Origin of the sequence: Synechococcus sp. CCAP 1479/10, assembly GCF_019038515.1 — a bacterium.
Taxonomy (GTDB): Bacteria; Cyanobacteriota; Cyanobacteriia; order PCC-6307; family Cyanobiaceae; genus Cyanobium.
Genome location: NZ_JAFKRJ010000022.1, coordinates 205,315 through 222,095 on the forward strand (window position 1 = coordinate 205,315; position 16,781 = coordinate 222,095).

Sequence of the window (16,781 nt, forward strand, 5' to 3'; positions counted from 1 at the left end):
GTTAGCCCTAAGTTCACTCAACAAAACCATTGGAGAGTTCAATGCAAGAGCAGTACTGGGTTGTCGGCGCAATGTTCGGGGGGAGGGACGACATGCTTGAAGAGTTTGTACATCGAGGCTACTGGTACTGCTGGGATCCAAAGTTCAATCGTGAAATCCCTGAGAACGTCGCTGAGTTGTTTCCAAAAATCAAGGCTGGTGATCGTCTTGCAGTAAAGAAGATGCTTGGGCAAGGTTCTTCGACAATTCAAGTGCTCGCCTTAGGCATCGTCACTGACACTGATTTGGAAGAGTGGCGGGTGTACGTCAAGTGGCTCATCACTGATCTGTCCCGAGAAGTCCCCATCAAGAACTTTATGGGCTCACTGCATGGCCCCGTTGAGGCATCGGCATGGAGGGCCAGTGCATTTCACATCTAAATTCTTTACAGGCCTAATGAGGGCGAACACCTCAATCAAGCGGACCTGCCTTTGGTAGTCCACTTTTGTCGGAAATTAGACCGTCTAAATACCATCTAATGAAGCTGCTCCAGTAGCATATGCGAATCAAGCTTGCCAAGTCTAATGGCAAATGCAAATTGAATACAGATGGAACGGGCTCCTTGCCCCATGGTGGGTCACCCTCCCATGTCTCAATCATTTCCTTTGAGTATCTGCTAAAGCCATGGAAATCGAAACAAAATATGCTCTCCGGCTCTTCTTCCCAAGCCCAGCATTTGTCCAGATTTATTTTGAAGCAGTTGCGAATGCAATTGATGCCGGCGCCACTGACATTCACATCCTCATAAAATCAGATGGGAAAATTCATAATCCAAATATTCTTGAGATAACAATACAAGATAACGGCTCGGGCTTTTCGGAAGAAGGATACGAGCGCTTTAAACGAGTTCAAGAGCCTCAAGATTCAATTCACAAAGGCTTAGGCCGCATCGTATTTCTTCAGTACTTTGCTCGTGTTGATGTTTCAAGCACTCACTCAGGGTCTAGGCGTACCTTTAGCTTTGTGCATAATTTCAAAGGAGATTCAGAGGTAGTTCAAGCGAATCCCTTGGACCAAGCAGGAACCAAGCTCACGTTCAAGGAATTTAGCAATATCCGATTGAAGTCATATGATGATATTAGGCCGTCTGCAATAAAGCGTGAATTGCTTGAGCAGTTTCTTCCTGCTTTGCACGAGCGGAGGATTTCGCAAGTGCCACTTAGCATAAAGATCTCCCTTAGCACTGATGAAAGTAATGCGCAAAGGAATTTTTATTCTGACACGTTGCATCTCTCCCCAGATGATCTCCCTGAGCTGAAGATCTCTGAAATCAGCGAGCCCACCCTTCATTTCTTTAGCAAGATAGAGGTTTTCTCTGCGGTTCTGACTGATCAGGAATATCCACTTATTCTTACCGCAGTCAACATAGACGGCCGTGCTATTCCTATAAAGATTCTTGCGCCATTTAACATCCCAGCAGGCACATCAGCAATCTTTCTTTTTAAGTCTGATCTTTTTGGGAAGTCTGATCTCGCTCGCCAAAAGCTAATTCTTCCCGAAGGGGTTCGAGAGATCGACCTATTTCGATATCTTAAGCTAGAAGTTGGCCGAATTCTAGGTGAGGTGCTACCTGAGATAAGAACACGTAACGCAGAAGTTAAGGCCAGCTTTGAAGAAGATTATCCCCATCTTATTGGCTTGTTTGATGAGACAACAGTTGGTCTCATAGCTCGTGAAGAGGTACTTGAGACTGCGCAAAAAAAGTTTTTTCAACAACAGAAAGAGATTATCGATTCAGATCCAACGGACGACGATGCATTCCAAAAGTCACTTGAGATGTCGGCTCGCTCACTAACGGAATATATCCTATACCGTGATTGGGTAATCAAGCGTCTGACAAGTACGACACCGGAAGATATTGAAGCCACACTTCATAACCTTATCGTACCCCGATATAAGACCTTTGATCAGGAAACCCTAGTTCAGACTATCTACAGAAATAATGCTTGGATATTGGATGACAAGTTCATGACATTCAGAACAATTCTTAGTGAAGCAAGCATGCGAGCAGTCATAGCCGCAATAACTCTCGAAGATGAATCGATCGAGGATGATGGCAGGCCTGATATCTCCATGATTTTTTCCGCAGACCCCGATAAGGCTGAGCGCGTAGACGTTGTTGTTGTTGAGCTGAAAAGAAAAAAGAAAGATGATAAAGAATCAACGTATGCAGGAGTACAGCTTGTCAAGCGTGCGCGTCTTCTTGTTGACCATTGCCCAAATATTCAAAGAGTCTGGTACTATGGAATTATTGATATTGACGATGATCTTTCTCAGTTATTGCAAGACATGGGATGGACCCCTCTCTATTCGAAGGGTAAGGTCTTCTATCAACCATTCACCGTTAAGCGGAAGTCAGATGACATGCCGATCCCCGCGCCAACTTTCCTGATGTCATTTAGTTCAATTACTGAAGACGCTGCCGCCAGAAATCATACATTCTTGGAGTTGCTTAAGAGTAACTTTAGAAGCCAGGATGAATCTTCTGCTGGCTCACCGATCGTGCATGATGCTTCGGTAGCTCTCGATAAGCCGGGTTCCCCGACCAACATAAACAGCGAACTAATCTCATCTTCTCCCGACCCGGCACAAGGTGATCGGCTACGTTAAGTGCTGCTTTCGACGGGTGATGATGAGCGTTGGATAGGCAAATGATGTCAACCACTGAAGATTCATTCTCAGGGTCACCTGAGTGGCGGATAAGCTCTTTCTTTGCCTACTGGCGCAGGAGACAGGCATTCATTGAGAGCCTGGATCTTAAGGAAAACTGTCACGAAGCGAATGTTCTTTTATGGGCTGCTATCGATGCGCTTTCCAATCACTGGGCCAAGAATCTTGGCAATAGTAATGTCGCGAAGACAACCAAGCGGCTTGTATTTGATGCATTTCTTGCTAAATACGGCGGAAGTCACTTTCAACTAGTGTCCTTGCCAGATGTATGGCATCGTGCGTCATGTCACCCCGGTGACTTACCAGTAGAGTGTCGCTCACTCTGCCAAAGCATTGACCGCCGCACTCCCGAATCAACTGACCGACGGACACGGCAATCAAGCGATGACTATGTACTGAATTCACTTCTTCAATTTATACTAGATTCTTGTGACTTGAAAGATTCAAATCCCTTGTGCCTCTGGCTTAGGGCATCTCGCTACGGTTCCCTTGCATATAAAAGCATGAGAAACTCCTACATTCATGAGGGACGACCAGGACGCGGCTCCCACTGCTTTCCACTCCATGATTCAGACGTCGCACCTACATACTTGAGCAACATCTACGCATCGCCAGGGATAATCGGATTCACGCCAAGCTTCATGCTGAGAGTGCTTGATCGCTGCATCAATGGTTTTGAAAGAGAGTCGCTGGATCTCCAGATAGATCCCTCGCCACCATGGCTTAAACGCGAAGCACACGACTGAAATCGGAGCTGTTCATCATCACCATTCACTCGAGAAGCCACCGCAGAGCTGTTCTGAATATCCTCGGGAGCCATGCGGCCGGATGATGGCAGACGGCGGCCAGCACAATGGAGCGCATCGCCGATATCGTAAGATTATGGATACGCCAAACTTATCAGCTGGCACTATCTTCTCTTTTGCCCTGAGAACAGGAATTATCAATGGCAGCTAAACCGAAGAAGCCGCATTGCCCCGTTGTGGCCGTTCTCAATATGAAAGGTGGCGTTGGCAAGACAACAATTTCTGCGCATGTCTTTCGACATCTATACTCACATTTGAGGAAGCGAGTGCTTCTAGTTGACTTTGATCCGCAGTTCAATCTAACACAAGCGGTGTTAACTGAGAAGAAGTACGAATCGCAAAAGGCTGTTAGGCGCACGATCTTCAGTGTAATGGAAGACCCGAATCCCACCTCCATCTTTAAGGTTACCAGCAAAGTCGGTTCGCCTCCATCCCTTGATCAGGTATCAGTGAAACTGCGTCAATTTCAGAACACAACTCCGGAGATCAATCTGCTACTAGTTCCTGGCGACTTTGATCTTGTTAAGTATTCTATGATTGAGGACATCAACGTGTTGACCCCTATCAAGAATCGATTCCGGCAGTTTATTGAAGGCTGCCGTCAAGAACGTGATCTGGTTTGTATCGACTGCAACCCCAGCAGTTCCTTCTTGACGATGTGTGCTCTCCAAGTCGCCACGCATGTCCTTGTCCCTGTAAGGCCTGATCGCTACTCCATGCTCGGTCTGCGAATGCTGAATCGGTATATTGCTGATTTGCCAAGCCTCTCACGGAAGCCGGCCTTGGTCGTTCTGCTCAACGGAGTCAAGTCGTCGGGTTATGACCCTACTGTCGAGAACGCTCTGAGAAGCGACCCGGATTTTGGGCCGGCAACCCTTGCTAACAGCCTCCACATCTCCCGTGTGCTTGAGGCCTCGCCCAGCTACACTGGTTTTGCTACAGACAAACGGGGTCAAGGCTGGCGAGTGACCCCGAGGATCACGGCCATCGTTATGGAGTTGAAATCTGCGCTAGGAATGACATGAACGACGCTTACGTTAGAATATGCCGCCTTCTTGCAGCCTCTGGATACCGAGAGAAGGAACTGTTTGAGTTCATTGAGAAAGCTGCTTTCGAGGGACCAAAGTTCTTTCTTTCAACTATCCGCGAATTGCGCGAACTTGAGAATAATCAATCAGTGTTTCACGTGTTTGTCGACACGCCTTCCCACGAATATAAATCTCCACCGAGTGAGGCGGCCATTAAGATCGAGCGCCTGCTTATTGATGAAGCACGGATGCCTAGGACGGTTGCAATAAATGCGCTGAGCGAAGAAGTCAAGCGCCACTTCCCATCACGACACATTCCTCCGGAGTCGCGCAAGGGTTTCGTTAACTGGATTCGCCGGCTCTCTGAAGTGGTGCCCGAGAAGGATCTTCTTTTCTTGGCGACAGCAATTCGCAATCGCGTTGTACAAGACGCTCCCAGCGACTGGCGGCTCAAGTAGACCATGCATGCAAAGCAGACTAATGACCTTGCGGTTGCAAGCAGTATTTTTTCCGGCGCGTATGGGGCCGAGATTTCGTTGGCCGTTGAACAGAACTCGTCCCTACTTGTTCACTGGTTGACTTATTTATCAAGCTATCATAAAACGGGGGTTGGCGACGTTTTGCTTGACGCAGTTGCCTCGGCGATTCGCGAGGCGGCTGGAGCTTTGTCGTTAGGACTCGTGAGGCCCGCCCTGTTTTCAATGCGTAGTCAAATTGACCTGCTACTTGGATGGCTGTACTTCAAAGACCACCGCGTCGAGTGGTTGCATGTAAACCAAACTGGTGACGGGTTTAGGCTGAAGAAGGAGCTACTTAATTACCTAGATCTACACATACCAGGATTTGGTGCTCGCATCGGGACGCTGCGTGAGATCAAGACTCGAAACGAAGTCGACCCGTATCGATTGCTCTCTGCGCACATTCACGCACAAAGTGTTCCGGTTCTTCCCGTCGTGACTGACCTTGTAGACTTGGTTAGACCTAAGTCAGCCTGTCTTGAGTGCGCTGAGGTTTCTTTTGAAGTCGCCGAGTTTCTCAACGATCTACTACTGGCCGTCTACGCTGCCAATTGGGCATCTTTGCCAGTTCCCGTGCAGTCAGCACTTCTGTCACGGTTTAAGTCAGCAGAGCAACAAAGAGCCTTCTTCCCGTAGCAGTGCGCCGGTTGGCCCTCTCTCAAGCTTGCCCACTATGGCTAGCTCTTTATGGCTGTTATAGGGCGTACTTAGCATCATCTCATTCTGGCTTTGCAGCTTTCTCCTCTGCAGGCACCTATGCATGACCCTTGGGAAATGAATTCATGATCTCAAAGTCCCTTTTGCTGACCGAGCCAAACCTATTTCTTCTTCTCGAGAGAGAGCGCGAATGGCTCGACATCGCAGAAATCGGAGGAGGCCCCTTGTGCAGATAGTCGCCACCCAAGCTCCCGTAAGTGCGTATCCAGGTGCAGTTCTTCAAAATCTAAAACTGGGGCCGGTGTCTGCACACGGAGAGCAACCCTCTCGGTTGGCCTGTTGAATCTATTTTGATTCAAACTCCGATTTCGGTCCTGACCGATACGCCTTGAGGCCGTCCATCCAGGCGCCAACAGAATGTTCCTGGTTCAAGTTTTGGTGCATCGACCGGTTGCAGGAGGCGATCGCGATCACCGACGCGCCTGAGAACAGCTTTGCTAGCGACCCCGAGATTCACATGGTGTCCGTCCTCAACCACCACCCCTTCTGATCGCCCTCGGCCCCACCCCCTCCCCCATGCCCACCAGCGACTTCTTCCGCCCCGAATACCGCTCGGCCCGTGAGGCGTTCCTGTCCGCCGCCCTTGGTGCCGGCGCCCGGCTCAGCAGCCATGTCCTGCCCGATCACCGCGGCCCGGCCGGCGAGCCGCTCGCCATCGATGCGGCGGCCCTGGGGCCCGCCGAGCCCGATTCGCTGCTGCTGCTGATCTCCGGCACCCATGGCGTGGAGGGCCTGGCCGGATCCGGTTGCCAGGTGGGCGTTCTGCTGGATGAACTCCACGGCGCCCTGCCGGCCGGCGGCGGGGCGCTGCTGATCCATGCCCTCAACCCCCATGGCTTCGCCTGGCTGCGCCGCGGCAACGAACACAACATTGATCTCAACCGCAACGGCCTCGACTTCAGCGGCCCCCTGCCCGAGAACCCGGCCTACGACGCCCTCCACGACGCCCTGCTGCCCGGCGACTGGGACGGGCCCGAGCGGCAACGGGCCGACACCCTGCTGGAGGCCTTCATCACTGGGCACGGGATGGCCGCCTACCAGGCGGCGCTGCAGCGCGGCCAGTACACCCATCCCACCGGCCTCTTCTACGGCGGCAGCCGCCCCAGCTGGTCGCTGTCCACCCTGGAGAAGATCCTCACCGAGCACCTGGGCCCGGCCTGCCGCCGCCTGGCGGTGATCGACCTGCACATCGGCCTGGGCCCCTGGGGCTACGGGGAGCTGATCGGCAGCGGCAGCTCAGGCGACGACTGGGAACGGCTGCAACGCTGGTATGGCCCGGAGGTCACCAGGCCCGGCCTGGGCCCCTCCAGCTCGTCGGTGGTGTCGGGGTCGGTGCCGGTGTTTCTGCGCCGTATGTTCCCTTCGGTGGAGCTCACGTACCTGGCCCTGGAGTTCGGCACCCGGCCGATCGATCAGGTGCTGGCGGCCCTGCGCGCCGATGCCTGGCTGCACGCCGTGCCCGATCGCCCCACCCCCCACCGCGAAGCGATCCGCCGCCAGGTGCGCGACGCCTTCCTGATCGACAGCCCCGCCTGGCGGGCCGCCATCTACGGGCGCTGCGCCGATGTGGTCCTGCGGGCTTGTCGGGGGTTGGGGGGTTGAGCGAAGCCCTTGATGCCCTGTCATCCAACCCTGCTTACCTTTTTCAGGCGCAATGAGAATGTGCCCGCTTCTCTGGCAGATGCCGCATTGATCCGCCTGGCGGAGATCAATGACTCGCCGTTGCTTCTCACGACGGATCGTGATTTCCAGATCTATGGCAGATGTTGGATGGGTTGCCGGCGCGGTGAAGCCGAACTCACCGCCAAAGACCATATTGGGCTTGCCACCCATGCCCCCGCACTCAGTAAGTAGCTCGGATCCATGACAAGGCTGTCTGCTTCCGAGTACACTTCTGAGCAGGATGGACCTGCTCGACCTGCTCAAGCGCCCTGAGGGCAAGACGCTGGAGTTCAAGCGTGATCTTTCCTCGCCGGATGGGGCGTTGAAAACGATCGTGGCCTTCGCCAACACGGCCGGCGGCGCGCTGCTGATCGGGGTGGAGGATCGCAGCCGCAACGTGCGCGGCTTGGCTGACCCGTTGGATGAGGAGGAGCGGCTCGCCAACCTGATCAGCGACCGGATCAGCCCTCGGCTGGTGCCGGAGATCGAGATCCTGCCCTGGCGACAGACGCAGGTGCTGGCCCTGCAGGTGTACCCCAGCCCGAGCCGCCCCCATCACCTGATCCGCGAGGGGCCTGCCGCAGGCGTGTATGTGCGGGTGGGCTCCACCAACCGACGCGCCGATGCCGAGCTGATCGAGGAACTGCGCCGTTTCTCCCGGGGCGAAGGCTTCGACGAGCAGCCCTTGCCGGGGCTCGGCTCGGAAGCGATCGACTTCCGAGCGGCTTCCGAGTCGTTTGCGCCCTTCCGCGAACTCCGCCGCAGCGATCTGGAGACCCTGCGGCTCGTGGGCGACCACCAGGGGAAGACGGTGCCGACCGTGGGCGGCATGATCCTTTTCGGCCATGACCGCGAGCGGCACTTTCCCGATGCCTGGATCCAGGCCGGGCGCTTCGCCGGCAGCGACAAGAGCCGCATCCTCGATCGGGTCGAGATCCACTCCTGCCCCGTGCAGGCCGTGGAGGAAGCGATTGCGTTCGTGCAGAAGCATTCCTGGCATGGCGCCACCATCGGTGCGGTACGCCGCACCGACCGCTGGAGTCTGCCGCCCGAGGCCGTGCGCGAGGCCCTGATCAATGCGGTGGTCCACACCGACTATTCCCAGCGGGGCGCACCGATCCGGCTGTCGATCTTCGCTGACCGGCTGGAGATCGAAAATCCCGGTCTGCTGCCCTTCGGCCTCACGGTGGAGGATCTGCCCCATGGGGTGTCCAAGCTGCGCAACCGCGTGATCGGCCGCGTCTTCCAGGCGCTGGGGCTGATCGAGCAATGGGGCAGCGGCATCCAGCGGATGACGGCAGTCTGTCGAGACGCGGGCCTGCCGCCGCCGATCTTCGAGGAGATCGCCAATCGCTTTCGCGTCACCATTGCCACCGTCCCCGTGGGCCCAGCAGTGGTCGACGCCACTGAGCAGGCGATCCTCGCCAGCCTGAACGAAGGCCAGGGGTTGGCCACCCGTGAAATCGCGGCCATCATCGGGCTGTCGGCCCGGGCCACGCGTACGCGGCTGGCCCGTCTGATCGATCGCGGCCTGGTGCGCGAGATCGGCACCAGCGCCAAGGATCCCCAGCGCAGATACTTCCTGGCCGAAGGTGGCCCTCCATGAACCTGAGGCTCTCAACTCCCATGGCTTCAGCTGGCTGCGCCGCGGCAACGAACCCAAAATTGATATCAACCACAACGCCCTCGAATGGCGCGGCCCTTCAGACGCGCTCCAGCACCTCGTGGCTGGCGGAGACCCAGGCGCCGGTGGCGTCATAACGGCGGATGAGGCGCTCCATCCGGCCCGGGGCCGGCAGCCAGCCGCCCACCAGCTCGAAGGCCGCCCGGTGGCTCACCTGCTCCGGCAGGCGCACGAAGCCGCCATCGGGCAGCAGCCGCAGCGCCTCCAGCTCCGCGTGCCCCAGCTCCAGCTGCACGTCGCTGGTGTCGGCCTCGTGCCAGTCGGCGCTGATCGTGGCTGACTGGCCCTGCCAGCGGCCCAGCAGCTGCTCGGCACTGGCGCGCGCGGCCTCGGCGGCGTCGCTGCCGGCACGGAACTCGCGGATCAGCACCAGCTGATCGAAGCGGCCGTCGGGGGTGTACAGCTGCACGATCCGGTGGCGCCGGTCGGCCGCGATGAAGCCGAACTCACCGCCGAAGACCGTGTTCGGCGCCACCTGCAGCGACCCCTTGTTGAACGCCCCGGAATCGAAGAACACCACCTGGCGCCCGAGGGTCCGGTAGTCCTGCTCCATGGCGCGGCTGGGCTCGCCCGCCCCCGGCGCCGGTCCGCCGCCCGGGGCGATCGCCGTGCCGGCGGGCCAGCGCTGCAGGCTGAAGCGCACCAGGTGGTCGTCGTCATCGCCCGCCGCCAGCGTCAGCACCGACGGATGGCTCTCCAGCACCTCGCCGCCGGCGCTGATCGTGGTGAAGCTGCCCCGCCACTCCCCCAGGTTGCGCAGAAAGTTCTGCCATTGGCTGGCCATGGGGAAGGGCGGCAAAGGGGCGATGGTAGGCAGCCCGCCGTGGCCGGCGAGCCTGGGCGCCGGGGTGGGGAGCAAGCGGGGAATCGGCCGGCCTTCCGGTGCCCTTCTTCTCCAACGAAGACTGGGCCTGTGCATCTATTCCGATGTGGTGCTGCGGGCCTGCCGGGGGTTGGCTGCTATCGGCCCCTAGGGGCAGCTGCCTGCCGTTACTTTGGCCCGGAAATGGGGCATCACCTCTTCGGCAAACAGCTCCAGATTTCGCTTCGTCTGTGCATGCGGCAGGCTGCCGAATTGCATGATGGCGCAGAGATGGCCGATGCCAAGCCGTTGCTCAAACTCCGCCAGACGCTCACGGACCGTCTCGGGTGACCCCACCAGGAACATGCCGAGCTTGTCGACGGCTTCCAGGGAATGGTTAGCCATCAGCGTTTCGCGGCTGGTGATCAGGAGCCTTTTGAGGGAGGACACCGATGTGTAGCCCGGTGGCAACAACATCTCATTGGTCATGCGCAGAAACTTGTTGAAGAACGCCTCGATATGGGGCTTGGCTTCCCTTCGGGCAACCGCATCGGTTTCTGCCACATAAATCGGCAGGGCCATGCCCAGCTGTTCGGAGCTCGCGGTATAGCCGTACGCCTCGGCACAGTTCCGGTAGGTGTCCATGAGCCCGCAGGCCACATCGACGTTGCTATAGACATTCAGATAGACATACTTCCGCTTGGGATCGGACGCCCAGCGAATGGTTTCCAGGCTGCCTCCGGAGGGAATCCAGACGTCCGGATGGGGTTGTTGGAAAGGACGCGGCCACAGATTCACATAGTTGTAGCTGTAATGCTTGCCTTCGAACGGGAAAGGCCCCTCTTCCGTCCAGGCCCGGATGATCAGATCGTGCGCTTCATGGAAACGCTCCAGGGAATAGGTGGGGTTGACGCCGGTGGCGTGATACTCCACGCCAATCCCTCGGACGAAACCGGCAATGAAGCGGCCGCCGGTGATGTTGTCGAGCATGGCGTATTCTTCCGCCACGCTGAGGGGATTGGACAGCAAGGGCAACGCACGCCCCAGGATGCAGATCTTGCCTCGCTTCACGCTTCTGGAGAGCGCCCCCGCCATCACGGCCGGTGTGGGCATCAGGCCATAGGCCGACTGGTGATGCTCGTTGACGCACACGCCATCAAAACCGAGTTCATCGGCTAGTTCCAGCTCATCGAGATAGCGGTTATAGAGCTGATGGCCAATCTGGGGATCGTAGTAAGTGTTGGGCAGCACCAGGCTTGCCGAGACATGTTTCTCGACGTAATCCAGATCGAGCGCCCCATAGGGCATCAAATGAAAGGAATAGAACTTCATGCGGATGCCTTGGCAGTGAATGCGTCCAGATGCTCGAGGTAGCGATCGGTGGCGTCCAGCATCGGGAAATGGCCGCAGTCCCTGTAGAGATGGAGCTGGGCGTGGGGGATCATGGCGTGGTAGCCGTGGGCATAGGCCACGGGGAAAAGTCTGTCGTTCTCACCCCATTGAATCATGGTTGGCATCGTCAGCCGATGCAACCATTTACGTAGATGGGGGTTGTGAAAGCGAGGATGCCAGGCCAATCGCGCCGACATCTGTCTGGCTTTCAGCATCAGCTCGATATCACGTTCGCTCGATTGCTTCGCCCGCATGGTTTCCCTGGCCTGCGGATCAACGATCAGCTGGCCGATGGTGTCGTCCGGGTTCCACAGGAAGGCATCCCCCATCGGGCAGCTGTCAACACGGATGCCGGCTGCGGCACACAAGCTTAGGCTCTTGAACCGTTGCGGCTGCATCACGGCAATTTCCGCTGCCAGCCAGCCGCCCAGGCAGTGGCCGGAAAGGTGGCAGCTCTCGATCTGCAACGCATCAAGCACATCGAGGTAAAAGAGGGCCAGATCGCCCATGCCGTCGATCCATTCCCCTGACCCCGATGCGCCAAAGCCGGGATGGTCGGGCAGGATCACATCGTGGTGCTCCGTCAGCCTGGAAAGCACGCTGTCCCACGAGGCTCGCCCATCCATGCCGTGCAGGAGCAGGAGGGGTTCACCTTTGCCGCCACGCTGATAGGCGACTTGGCAGCCTCGAATTTCGATGCGACGTTCCGTGACCATGGGCCTACTCGGGCACGCTGCCATGGGTCAAGTCCCGATAGAGCCGATGGTGTCGCTCGACAGGATCCTTCCATGAGAAGCGCCTGCAGACGTCCAATCCGTTCCTGACCATGGCCTCCTTGGCGGAGTCTGACAGCGTCATTAACCTGTGGATGGCGTTCTCGATGGCCTTGGCGCCCAGTCCGTCGATTCGGATCGCGCAGCCGTCATCGAGATAGTCATTCATCCCCCCGGCAAAAGAAGCAATCAGGGGTGTGCCGCAAGCCAAGGCCTCGAGTCCAACCAGGCCGAAGGGCTCATGGATGCTGGGGAAGATCACAGCGTCCGCCGCTCGGATGATATGGAACTTGTCATCCCCTGAGGTGAAAGGGATCCGGTGCAAGTTATCGCGTTCGCGCGCCAGGTTCTCCAGCCGTTGATACAACTCCGGATTCGAGCCGGCTTCTCCTCCCATCACGATCAGGTCGACGCCGCTGGGCAATCGGACATCGAGCAGCCGCCCGACATTCTTCATCGTATCGATGCGCCCGAAATACAGGAACTTGACAGGGTGATCTCCTGGAAGCTTCTTGTCTTCGTATGGAATCGACGCAACCTCCTCCAGATGGATGCCGTGGGGGATCACCTGCGAATCGTGCGGTCCATCGAGTCTTGCCTGATCGCTCCGGTTCAGGAAGATGGCCATGTCTGACGACTGAATGCTTTCGCGCTCCAGTCGTTCAATCTCAGCAACAATCGATTGGTCGACGGGCGGAGCAGGAATGGACTCCTTCGCCAGATCCTCTAGCAACAGGGTGTAACTCAATTGGGTTGTGTACACCGACTTGATGTTGCCTCCCCAGTAGCTCGCCAAGGCGTTGCCCACCGGGATGGATGACCAGTCCTGCAGGTGAATGACATCGGGCCTTTTCAGGTTCTTAATCCCATAGATGATTTGAATGGGGGCATTCATCAGGGTCTGGACGATAAAGTTCTGACCCAGGACATCCCTGTATCCGCACGAAAACACCTCGATCTGATCGGTGATCGTCTGATGGCCGTCGTTCCATCGCAAATCCAACACCTGGATCCTGATGGTTTGGTCGGTGTTGGCCAGGCCTTCAATGATTTCTTTGACAGAGCTCCCCATGCCGCAGGAGGCCCTGAATGGGTTGTCACACAGGATGAAGAGGAGATTCATGCTCTCAAGCCAGGCGGTTCGTTTGGTCTGGATGTCGCCCAGCGGATGGTGGATGGGCTTCTGCCATCGATCCAAGGTTGAGCAAGAAGAAGAGCCTGAATACGATGATGCACGCTTCCGGAAGACTGTAACCGACTGCCACGGAGCTCGCCATGATTCTCCCAAGCGGTGTGTTCAATCCAGCCCTGATCGATACGGTGCTGGCGGTCCCGCGCGTCGATTGCTGGCTGTACGCCGTGCCCGATTGCCCCCCCACCAACCCGGGAGGCGAGCAACGTTGGCTGCCCAGTTGCTGCATGGCGTCTGCCTGTCTTAGAAGCAGTGTTTGAGCTTGCTTTCATAACGGCATCATTCGAGCTATGCTGAATAAACGCTGTCTAAGGCCCACCGGCCCATCCCGATGGAAAACAAATATGAGGCTGTTGTTGAAACAGATGGGCGCATCCGGATCCAGAGTCCTGTCCATCTGAAAACGGGGGCGAAGGTGTTCGTTTCTGTGCCAATTGACGAGCCCGACCCTGTCGTCAACGGATTTGACTTGAGCGAAAAAGCTCTGGCGGCCGACTGGTTGAGCCCAGAAGAGGAAGCTGCATGGGCCCACCTGCAATAGGGGAAGTCGTTCTCATCCCCTTTCCTTATTCCGACCTGTCGCAAGCCAAGCGCAGGCCGGCATTGGCCATTGCAGACGTTGGAATGGGAGACTTTGTGCTGTGTCAAATCACAAGCAAGCCCTACGCGGATAGGCTGGCAATTCCTCTTTCGGAAAGTGACTTTGCCAAAGGTGGTCTCAAACGTGAGAGCTTTGTGCGCATCGGTAAGCTGTTCACTGCGAATGTCTCGATCATTTCTGGAGTGGCTGGCAGGCTCAATCCTGGGAAAATGTCTGAGGTCCTGGATGGTTTGGTAGACATCCTGCGTGCAGGTGACCTTGAGAGTTGACCCGCCACGGCGTCGCTGGGGCAACGCTGCACCGCGGGGGCGAGAGTGGACTTCCCCGGCACCCCCGCCCATGCGTTCCCCCCTGGCGGCCTTGTGCACCCTTATCGCCGCCGGCGCCGCCCTGGCTCTCCCGGCCATCCCGGCAGCCCATGCCCAGGCCGCCTGGCAGAGCTGCAGCTTCAACGGCCGTCCCGAAGCCTGCCTGGTGGCGGGCGGATCCACCTCGTTCACGCTCACCTTCCGCTCCGACGGCAAGCAGATCGAGATGGAGAAGGTGGGCGAGCCCTGGACCTGCGGCCAGCGTGATCAGGAGGAATGCGGCAAGTTGCTGATCACCGAGCCCAGCAATGGCCGCACCACCCTGGCCGCCTACCGGCAGACCTCCTCGTCCCTCCTGGTGCGCAGTGAGCGGGGGAACACCTACACCATTCCCTTCTGAATTAGCCTGTCCACGCTGTGCAACGGCTGCTCCAGTGACCGCTCCGGAATCCCCCAGGCCCCCCTTTCCCCCCTTCGATGCCGAAACGGCGGCGAAGAAAGTGCGAATGGCCGAGGATGCCTGGAACGGCCGTGACCCGGAACGGGTGGCGCTGGCCTACAGCCCGGACAGCGTCTGGCGCAACCGGGCCGAGTTCGTCAGCGGCCGGGAGGCCATCCAGCAGTTCCTGACCCGTAAATGGGCCAAGGAGCTCGACTACCGCCTGATCAAGGAACTCTGGGCCTTCCATGGCAACCGCATCGCCGTGCGTTTCGCCTACGAATGGCACGACGATTCCGGCCAGTGGTTTCGTGCCTACGGCAACGAAAACTGGGAGTTCGATGCCCAGGGCTTCATGCACACCCGCATCGCCAGCATCAACGACCTGCCGATCAAGGAGAGCGAGCGGAAGTACCACTGGCCGCTGGGTCGCCGCCCCGACGATCACCCGGGCCTGTCCGATCTGGGCCTCTGAGGCCGCGCGGCCCCCGCTGCCGATCTGTCGGTGCGAGCGCGCCGGCCGGGGAATCGGTAGGCTCCGCCCACTGATACGTGGCGCGGGATGGGGGAGAAACTCGTCTTCGTGAGTGTGGGCGCCACCGCAACACCGGAGCAGGAATCCTTCGTTCGCCTGATTGAAGATCGCCTGCGCAGTGAATCCCTGAGTCCTAAAACCGTCGGCCGCAACACCTTCAGCGCCGACGCACCCCTGAAGGCCATCACCGAGCTGATGGAGCACTGCTCCGGGATCGTCGTCATCGCCCTGGAACGCTCCTACTTCCCCGCCGGCCTCGACAAGCGCGGCGGCCCGCGTCAGGGCAGCCTTGCCGACGTCCGACTGCCCACCCCCTGGAACCACATCGAGGCGGCGATGGCCTACACCAAGCACCTGCCCTTGCTCGTGATCGTGGAGGCAGGGCTGAAGGCCGAGGGCCTGTTGGAGCCCGGTTACGACTGGTACGTCCAGACCGTGCCCCTGGAGGCAACGGCCCTGGCCTCCAACGAATTCAACGGCGTGCTGGCCGACTGGAAGGAGAAGGTGCTGGCCCTCAAGCCGGGGGGCGACGCCCCCTCTTCGCCTGGTCCCCAGGCCCTCAACCCAGCCGAGCTGTCGATCGCCGACCTGGTCGGCGCCCTGCGGCCGGTGCAGCTGTGGAGCGTGGCGATCGCCCTGGCCGGTCTGCTGGCGGGGGCCTTCAGCCTCGGCGCGCCTGGTTCCCCCCATGAAGGACACGCCCCCGCCCGCCCAGGGCGTTCTGCCGCCAAAGCCTCAGGCCGGGGAGTCCGCCGGGCGCGGCTGAATGTCCGTGCCGAAGCTTTCCTCCTGATACACCAGGCCGCAGTTCCGCCTGATCCAGTGGGGATTCGTGCCCCGTTCCTCCACAAGGGAGGGGATCCGATGGCCGTTCCAGGCATACCAGCGCAGCGGGAATCCCGAGACATGGGTGCGCCCGGCCATGGCGTCGTGAATCATGCAATCCGGGATGTAGAAACCGTCGCTCTGGGTGGTCAGGAACTTCAGCAACTCCTGGCAGCCCTTCCGGGTGATGCTGAAGGCGTGCATGCAATAGAGCGGCCCCTGCACCACATCGCCCAGCCGACGGGAGGGCCAAGGCCAGGCGCTCTGGCTCAGGCGTGTGAGTGTTCGGGAGCGATTCAAACGCCGGGCTGGATGCAGGCGGGGCAGGGCGTCGTACTGAATCTGTGAGCCCAGGAAGAGCAGGTCGCAGTGGCGGGGCGTTCTGCTCAGGAACGCCGGTGCCAGCTGGTGCCACGACCGGGAGAAGCGGATGTCGTCCTCGAAGATGCAGGCCCGTGGATACCCCTGATCGATGATGTGCTGGAGAAGCGTCAGATGCGAAACGGCGCAGCCCTGGGCGCCAGACTGGCTGAGAAAGTGTTCGCGATCCGCCAGTTGATCGATGCCGAACCGTTTCAGCTCCTGCCTGACGTTTCCCGTCGCACCATCAAAGGCCGACCAGCGATGTGTGTCCGTGAATCCTGCCCATTCCAGTTGCCTGCGACTGTTTTCCCACCGATCCGGCCGGCGATCGAGATTGACCACAAAGGCAGGTCCGTTGAGTAAGTCCTGCCAGGAAAGTTTGGCCATGCATCAATGCGGCGTGGAAGCAGGCCCTCCATGGGGCGTG

16 protein-coding genes are annotated in these 16,781 nt (G+C 58.2%); 11 read left to right on the plus strand and 5 right to left on the minus strand.

Going from position 1 to position 16,781, the window contains the following annotated elements:
• The first annotated feature begins 41 nt into the window (after positions 1–41).
• The 7 genes from KUG39_RS06990 to KUG39_RS07020 all read left to right on the plus strand — a co-directional run bounded on the left by KUG39_RS06990 (position 42) and on the right by KUG39_RS07020 (position 9,046).
• Positions 42–419, plus strand: coding sequence for a hypothetical protein (locus tag KUG39_RS06990; protein WP_216913956.1), 378 nt, complete (start codon positions 42–44; stop codon positions 417–419).
• 244 nt (positions 420–663) lie between these two features.
• The gene (locus KUG39_RS06995) at positions 664–2,649 is read left to right on the plus strand and encodes an ATP-binding protein (protein ID WP_216913954.1); all 1,986 of its coding nucleotides are present in this window, start codon (positions 664–666) and stop codon (positions 2,647–2,649) included.
• Between the two features lie 1,006 nt (positions 2,650–3,655).
• Positions 3,656–4,540, plus strand: coding sequence for a ParA family protein (locus KUG39_RS07000; RefSeq protein ID WP_216916607.1), 885 nt, complete (start codon positions 3,656–3,658; stop codon positions 4,538–4,540).
• On the plus strand, positions 4,537–5,001 hold the full coding sequence (locus KUG39_RS07005; RefSeq protein ID WP_216916605.1) for a hypothetical protein: 465 nt from the start codon (positions 4,537–4,539) through the stop codon (positions 4,999–5,001). Before KUG39_RS07000 ends, KUG39_RS07005 begins: the two co-directional genes overlap by 4 nt.
• Positions 5,002–5,004: 3 nt before the next feature.
• Entirely contained in the window at positions 5,005–5,697 is a 693-nt protein-coding gene (locus KUG39_RS07010; protein ID WP_216918267.1) for a hypothetical protein, read from the plus strand.
• Between the two features lie 597 nt (positions 5,698–6,294).
• Positions 6,295–7,380: a M14 family metallopeptidase gene (locus tag KUG39_RS07015; protein ID WP_216913948.1), complete on the plus strand. Its 1,086-nt coding sequence runs from the start codon at positions 6,295–6,297 to the stop codon at positions 7,378–7,380.
• Positions 7,381–7,681: 301 nt separating this feature from the next.
• Positions 7,682–9,046, plus strand: coding sequence for an AlbA family DNA-binding domain-containing protein (locus tag KUG39_RS07020; protein ID WP_216913946.1), 1,365 nt, complete (start codon positions 7,682–7,684; stop codon positions 9,044–9,046).
• A 97-nt stretch (positions 9,047–9,143) separates the two neighbouring features.
• Here the strand turns inward: KUG39_RS07020 and KUG39_RS07025 are convergent, their stop codons facing one another.
• The 4 genes from KUG39_RS07025 to KUG39_RS07040 all read right to left on the minus strand — a co-directional run bounded on the left by KUG39_RS07025 (position 9,144) and on the right by KUG39_RS07040 (position 13,289).
• A complete protein-coding gene (locus KUG39_RS07025; RefSeq protein WP_216913944.1) occupies positions 9,144–9,908 on the minus strand; it encodes a DUF3598 family protein in 765 nt (254 codons plus the stop codon).
• A gap of 186 nt (positions 9,909–10,094) precedes the next feature.
• The gene (locus KUG39_RS07030) at positions 10,095–11,258 is read right to left on the minus strand and encodes an LLM class flavin-dependent oxidoreductase (RefSeq protein ID WP_216913942.1); all 1,164 of its coding nucleotides are present in this window, start codon (positions 11,256–11,258) and stop codon (positions 10,095–10,097) included.
• On the minus strand, positions 11,255–12,034 hold the full coding sequence (locus KUG39_RS07035) for an alpha/beta fold hydrolase (protein ID WP_216913940.1): 780 nt from the start codon (positions 12,032–12,034) through the stop codon (positions 11,255–11,257). Before KUG39_RS07035 ends, KUG39_RS07030 begins: the two co-directional genes overlap by 4 nt.
• A 4-nt stretch (positions 12,035–12,038) precedes the next feature.
• A complete protein-coding gene (locus KUG39_RS07040; protein ID WP_216913938.1) occupies positions 12,039–13,289 on the minus strand; it encodes a glycosyltransferase family 4 protein in 1,251 nt (416 codons plus the stop codon).
• 325 nt (positions 13,290–13,614) lie between these two features.
• On the opposite strand from KUG39_RS07040, the gene KUG39_RS07045 reads away from it, so the two are divergent.
• From KUG39_RS07045 to KUG39_RS07060, 4 genes are all read left to right on the plus strand, one after another.
• Positions 13,615–13,824, plus strand: coding sequence for a hypothetical protein (locus KUG39_RS07045; protein WP_216913936.1), 210 nt, complete (start codon positions 13,615–13,617; stop codon positions 13,822–13,824).
• The gene (locus KUG39_RS07050; RefSeq protein ID WP_216913934.1) at positions 13,806–14,153 is read left to right on the plus strand and encodes a type II toxin-antitoxin system PemK/MazF family toxin; all 348 of its coding nucleotides are present in this window, start codon (positions 13,806–13,808) and stop codon (positions 14,151–14,153) included. The genes KUG39_RS07045 and KUG39_RS07050 overlap by 19 nt, the downstream gene beginning before the upstream one ends.
• Before the next feature lie 70 nt (positions 14,154–14,223).
• On the plus strand, positions 14,224–14,592 hold the full coding sequence (locus KUG39_RS07055) for a hypothetical protein (RefSeq protein WP_216913932.1): 369 nt from the start codon (positions 14,224–14,226) through the stop codon (positions 14,590–14,592).
• 34 nt (positions 14,593–14,626) lie between these two features.
• Positions 14,627–15,106: a nuclear transport factor 2 family protein gene (locus KUG39_RS07060; protein ID WP_216913930.1), complete on the plus strand. Its 480-nt coding sequence runs from the start codon at positions 14,627–14,629 to the stop codon at positions 15,104–15,106.
• Between the two features lie 795 nt (positions 15,107–15,901).
• Here the strand turns inward: KUG39_RS07060 and KUG39_RS17575 are convergent.
• Positions 15,902–16,741 (minus strand): glycosyltransferase family 25 protein, encoded by an 840-nt coding sequence (locus KUG39_RS17575; RefSeq protein WP_094585832.1) that lies wholly within the window; start codon positions 16,739–16,741, stop codon positions 15,902–15,904.
• Between the last annotated feature and the right edge of the window lie 40 nt (positions 16,742–16,781).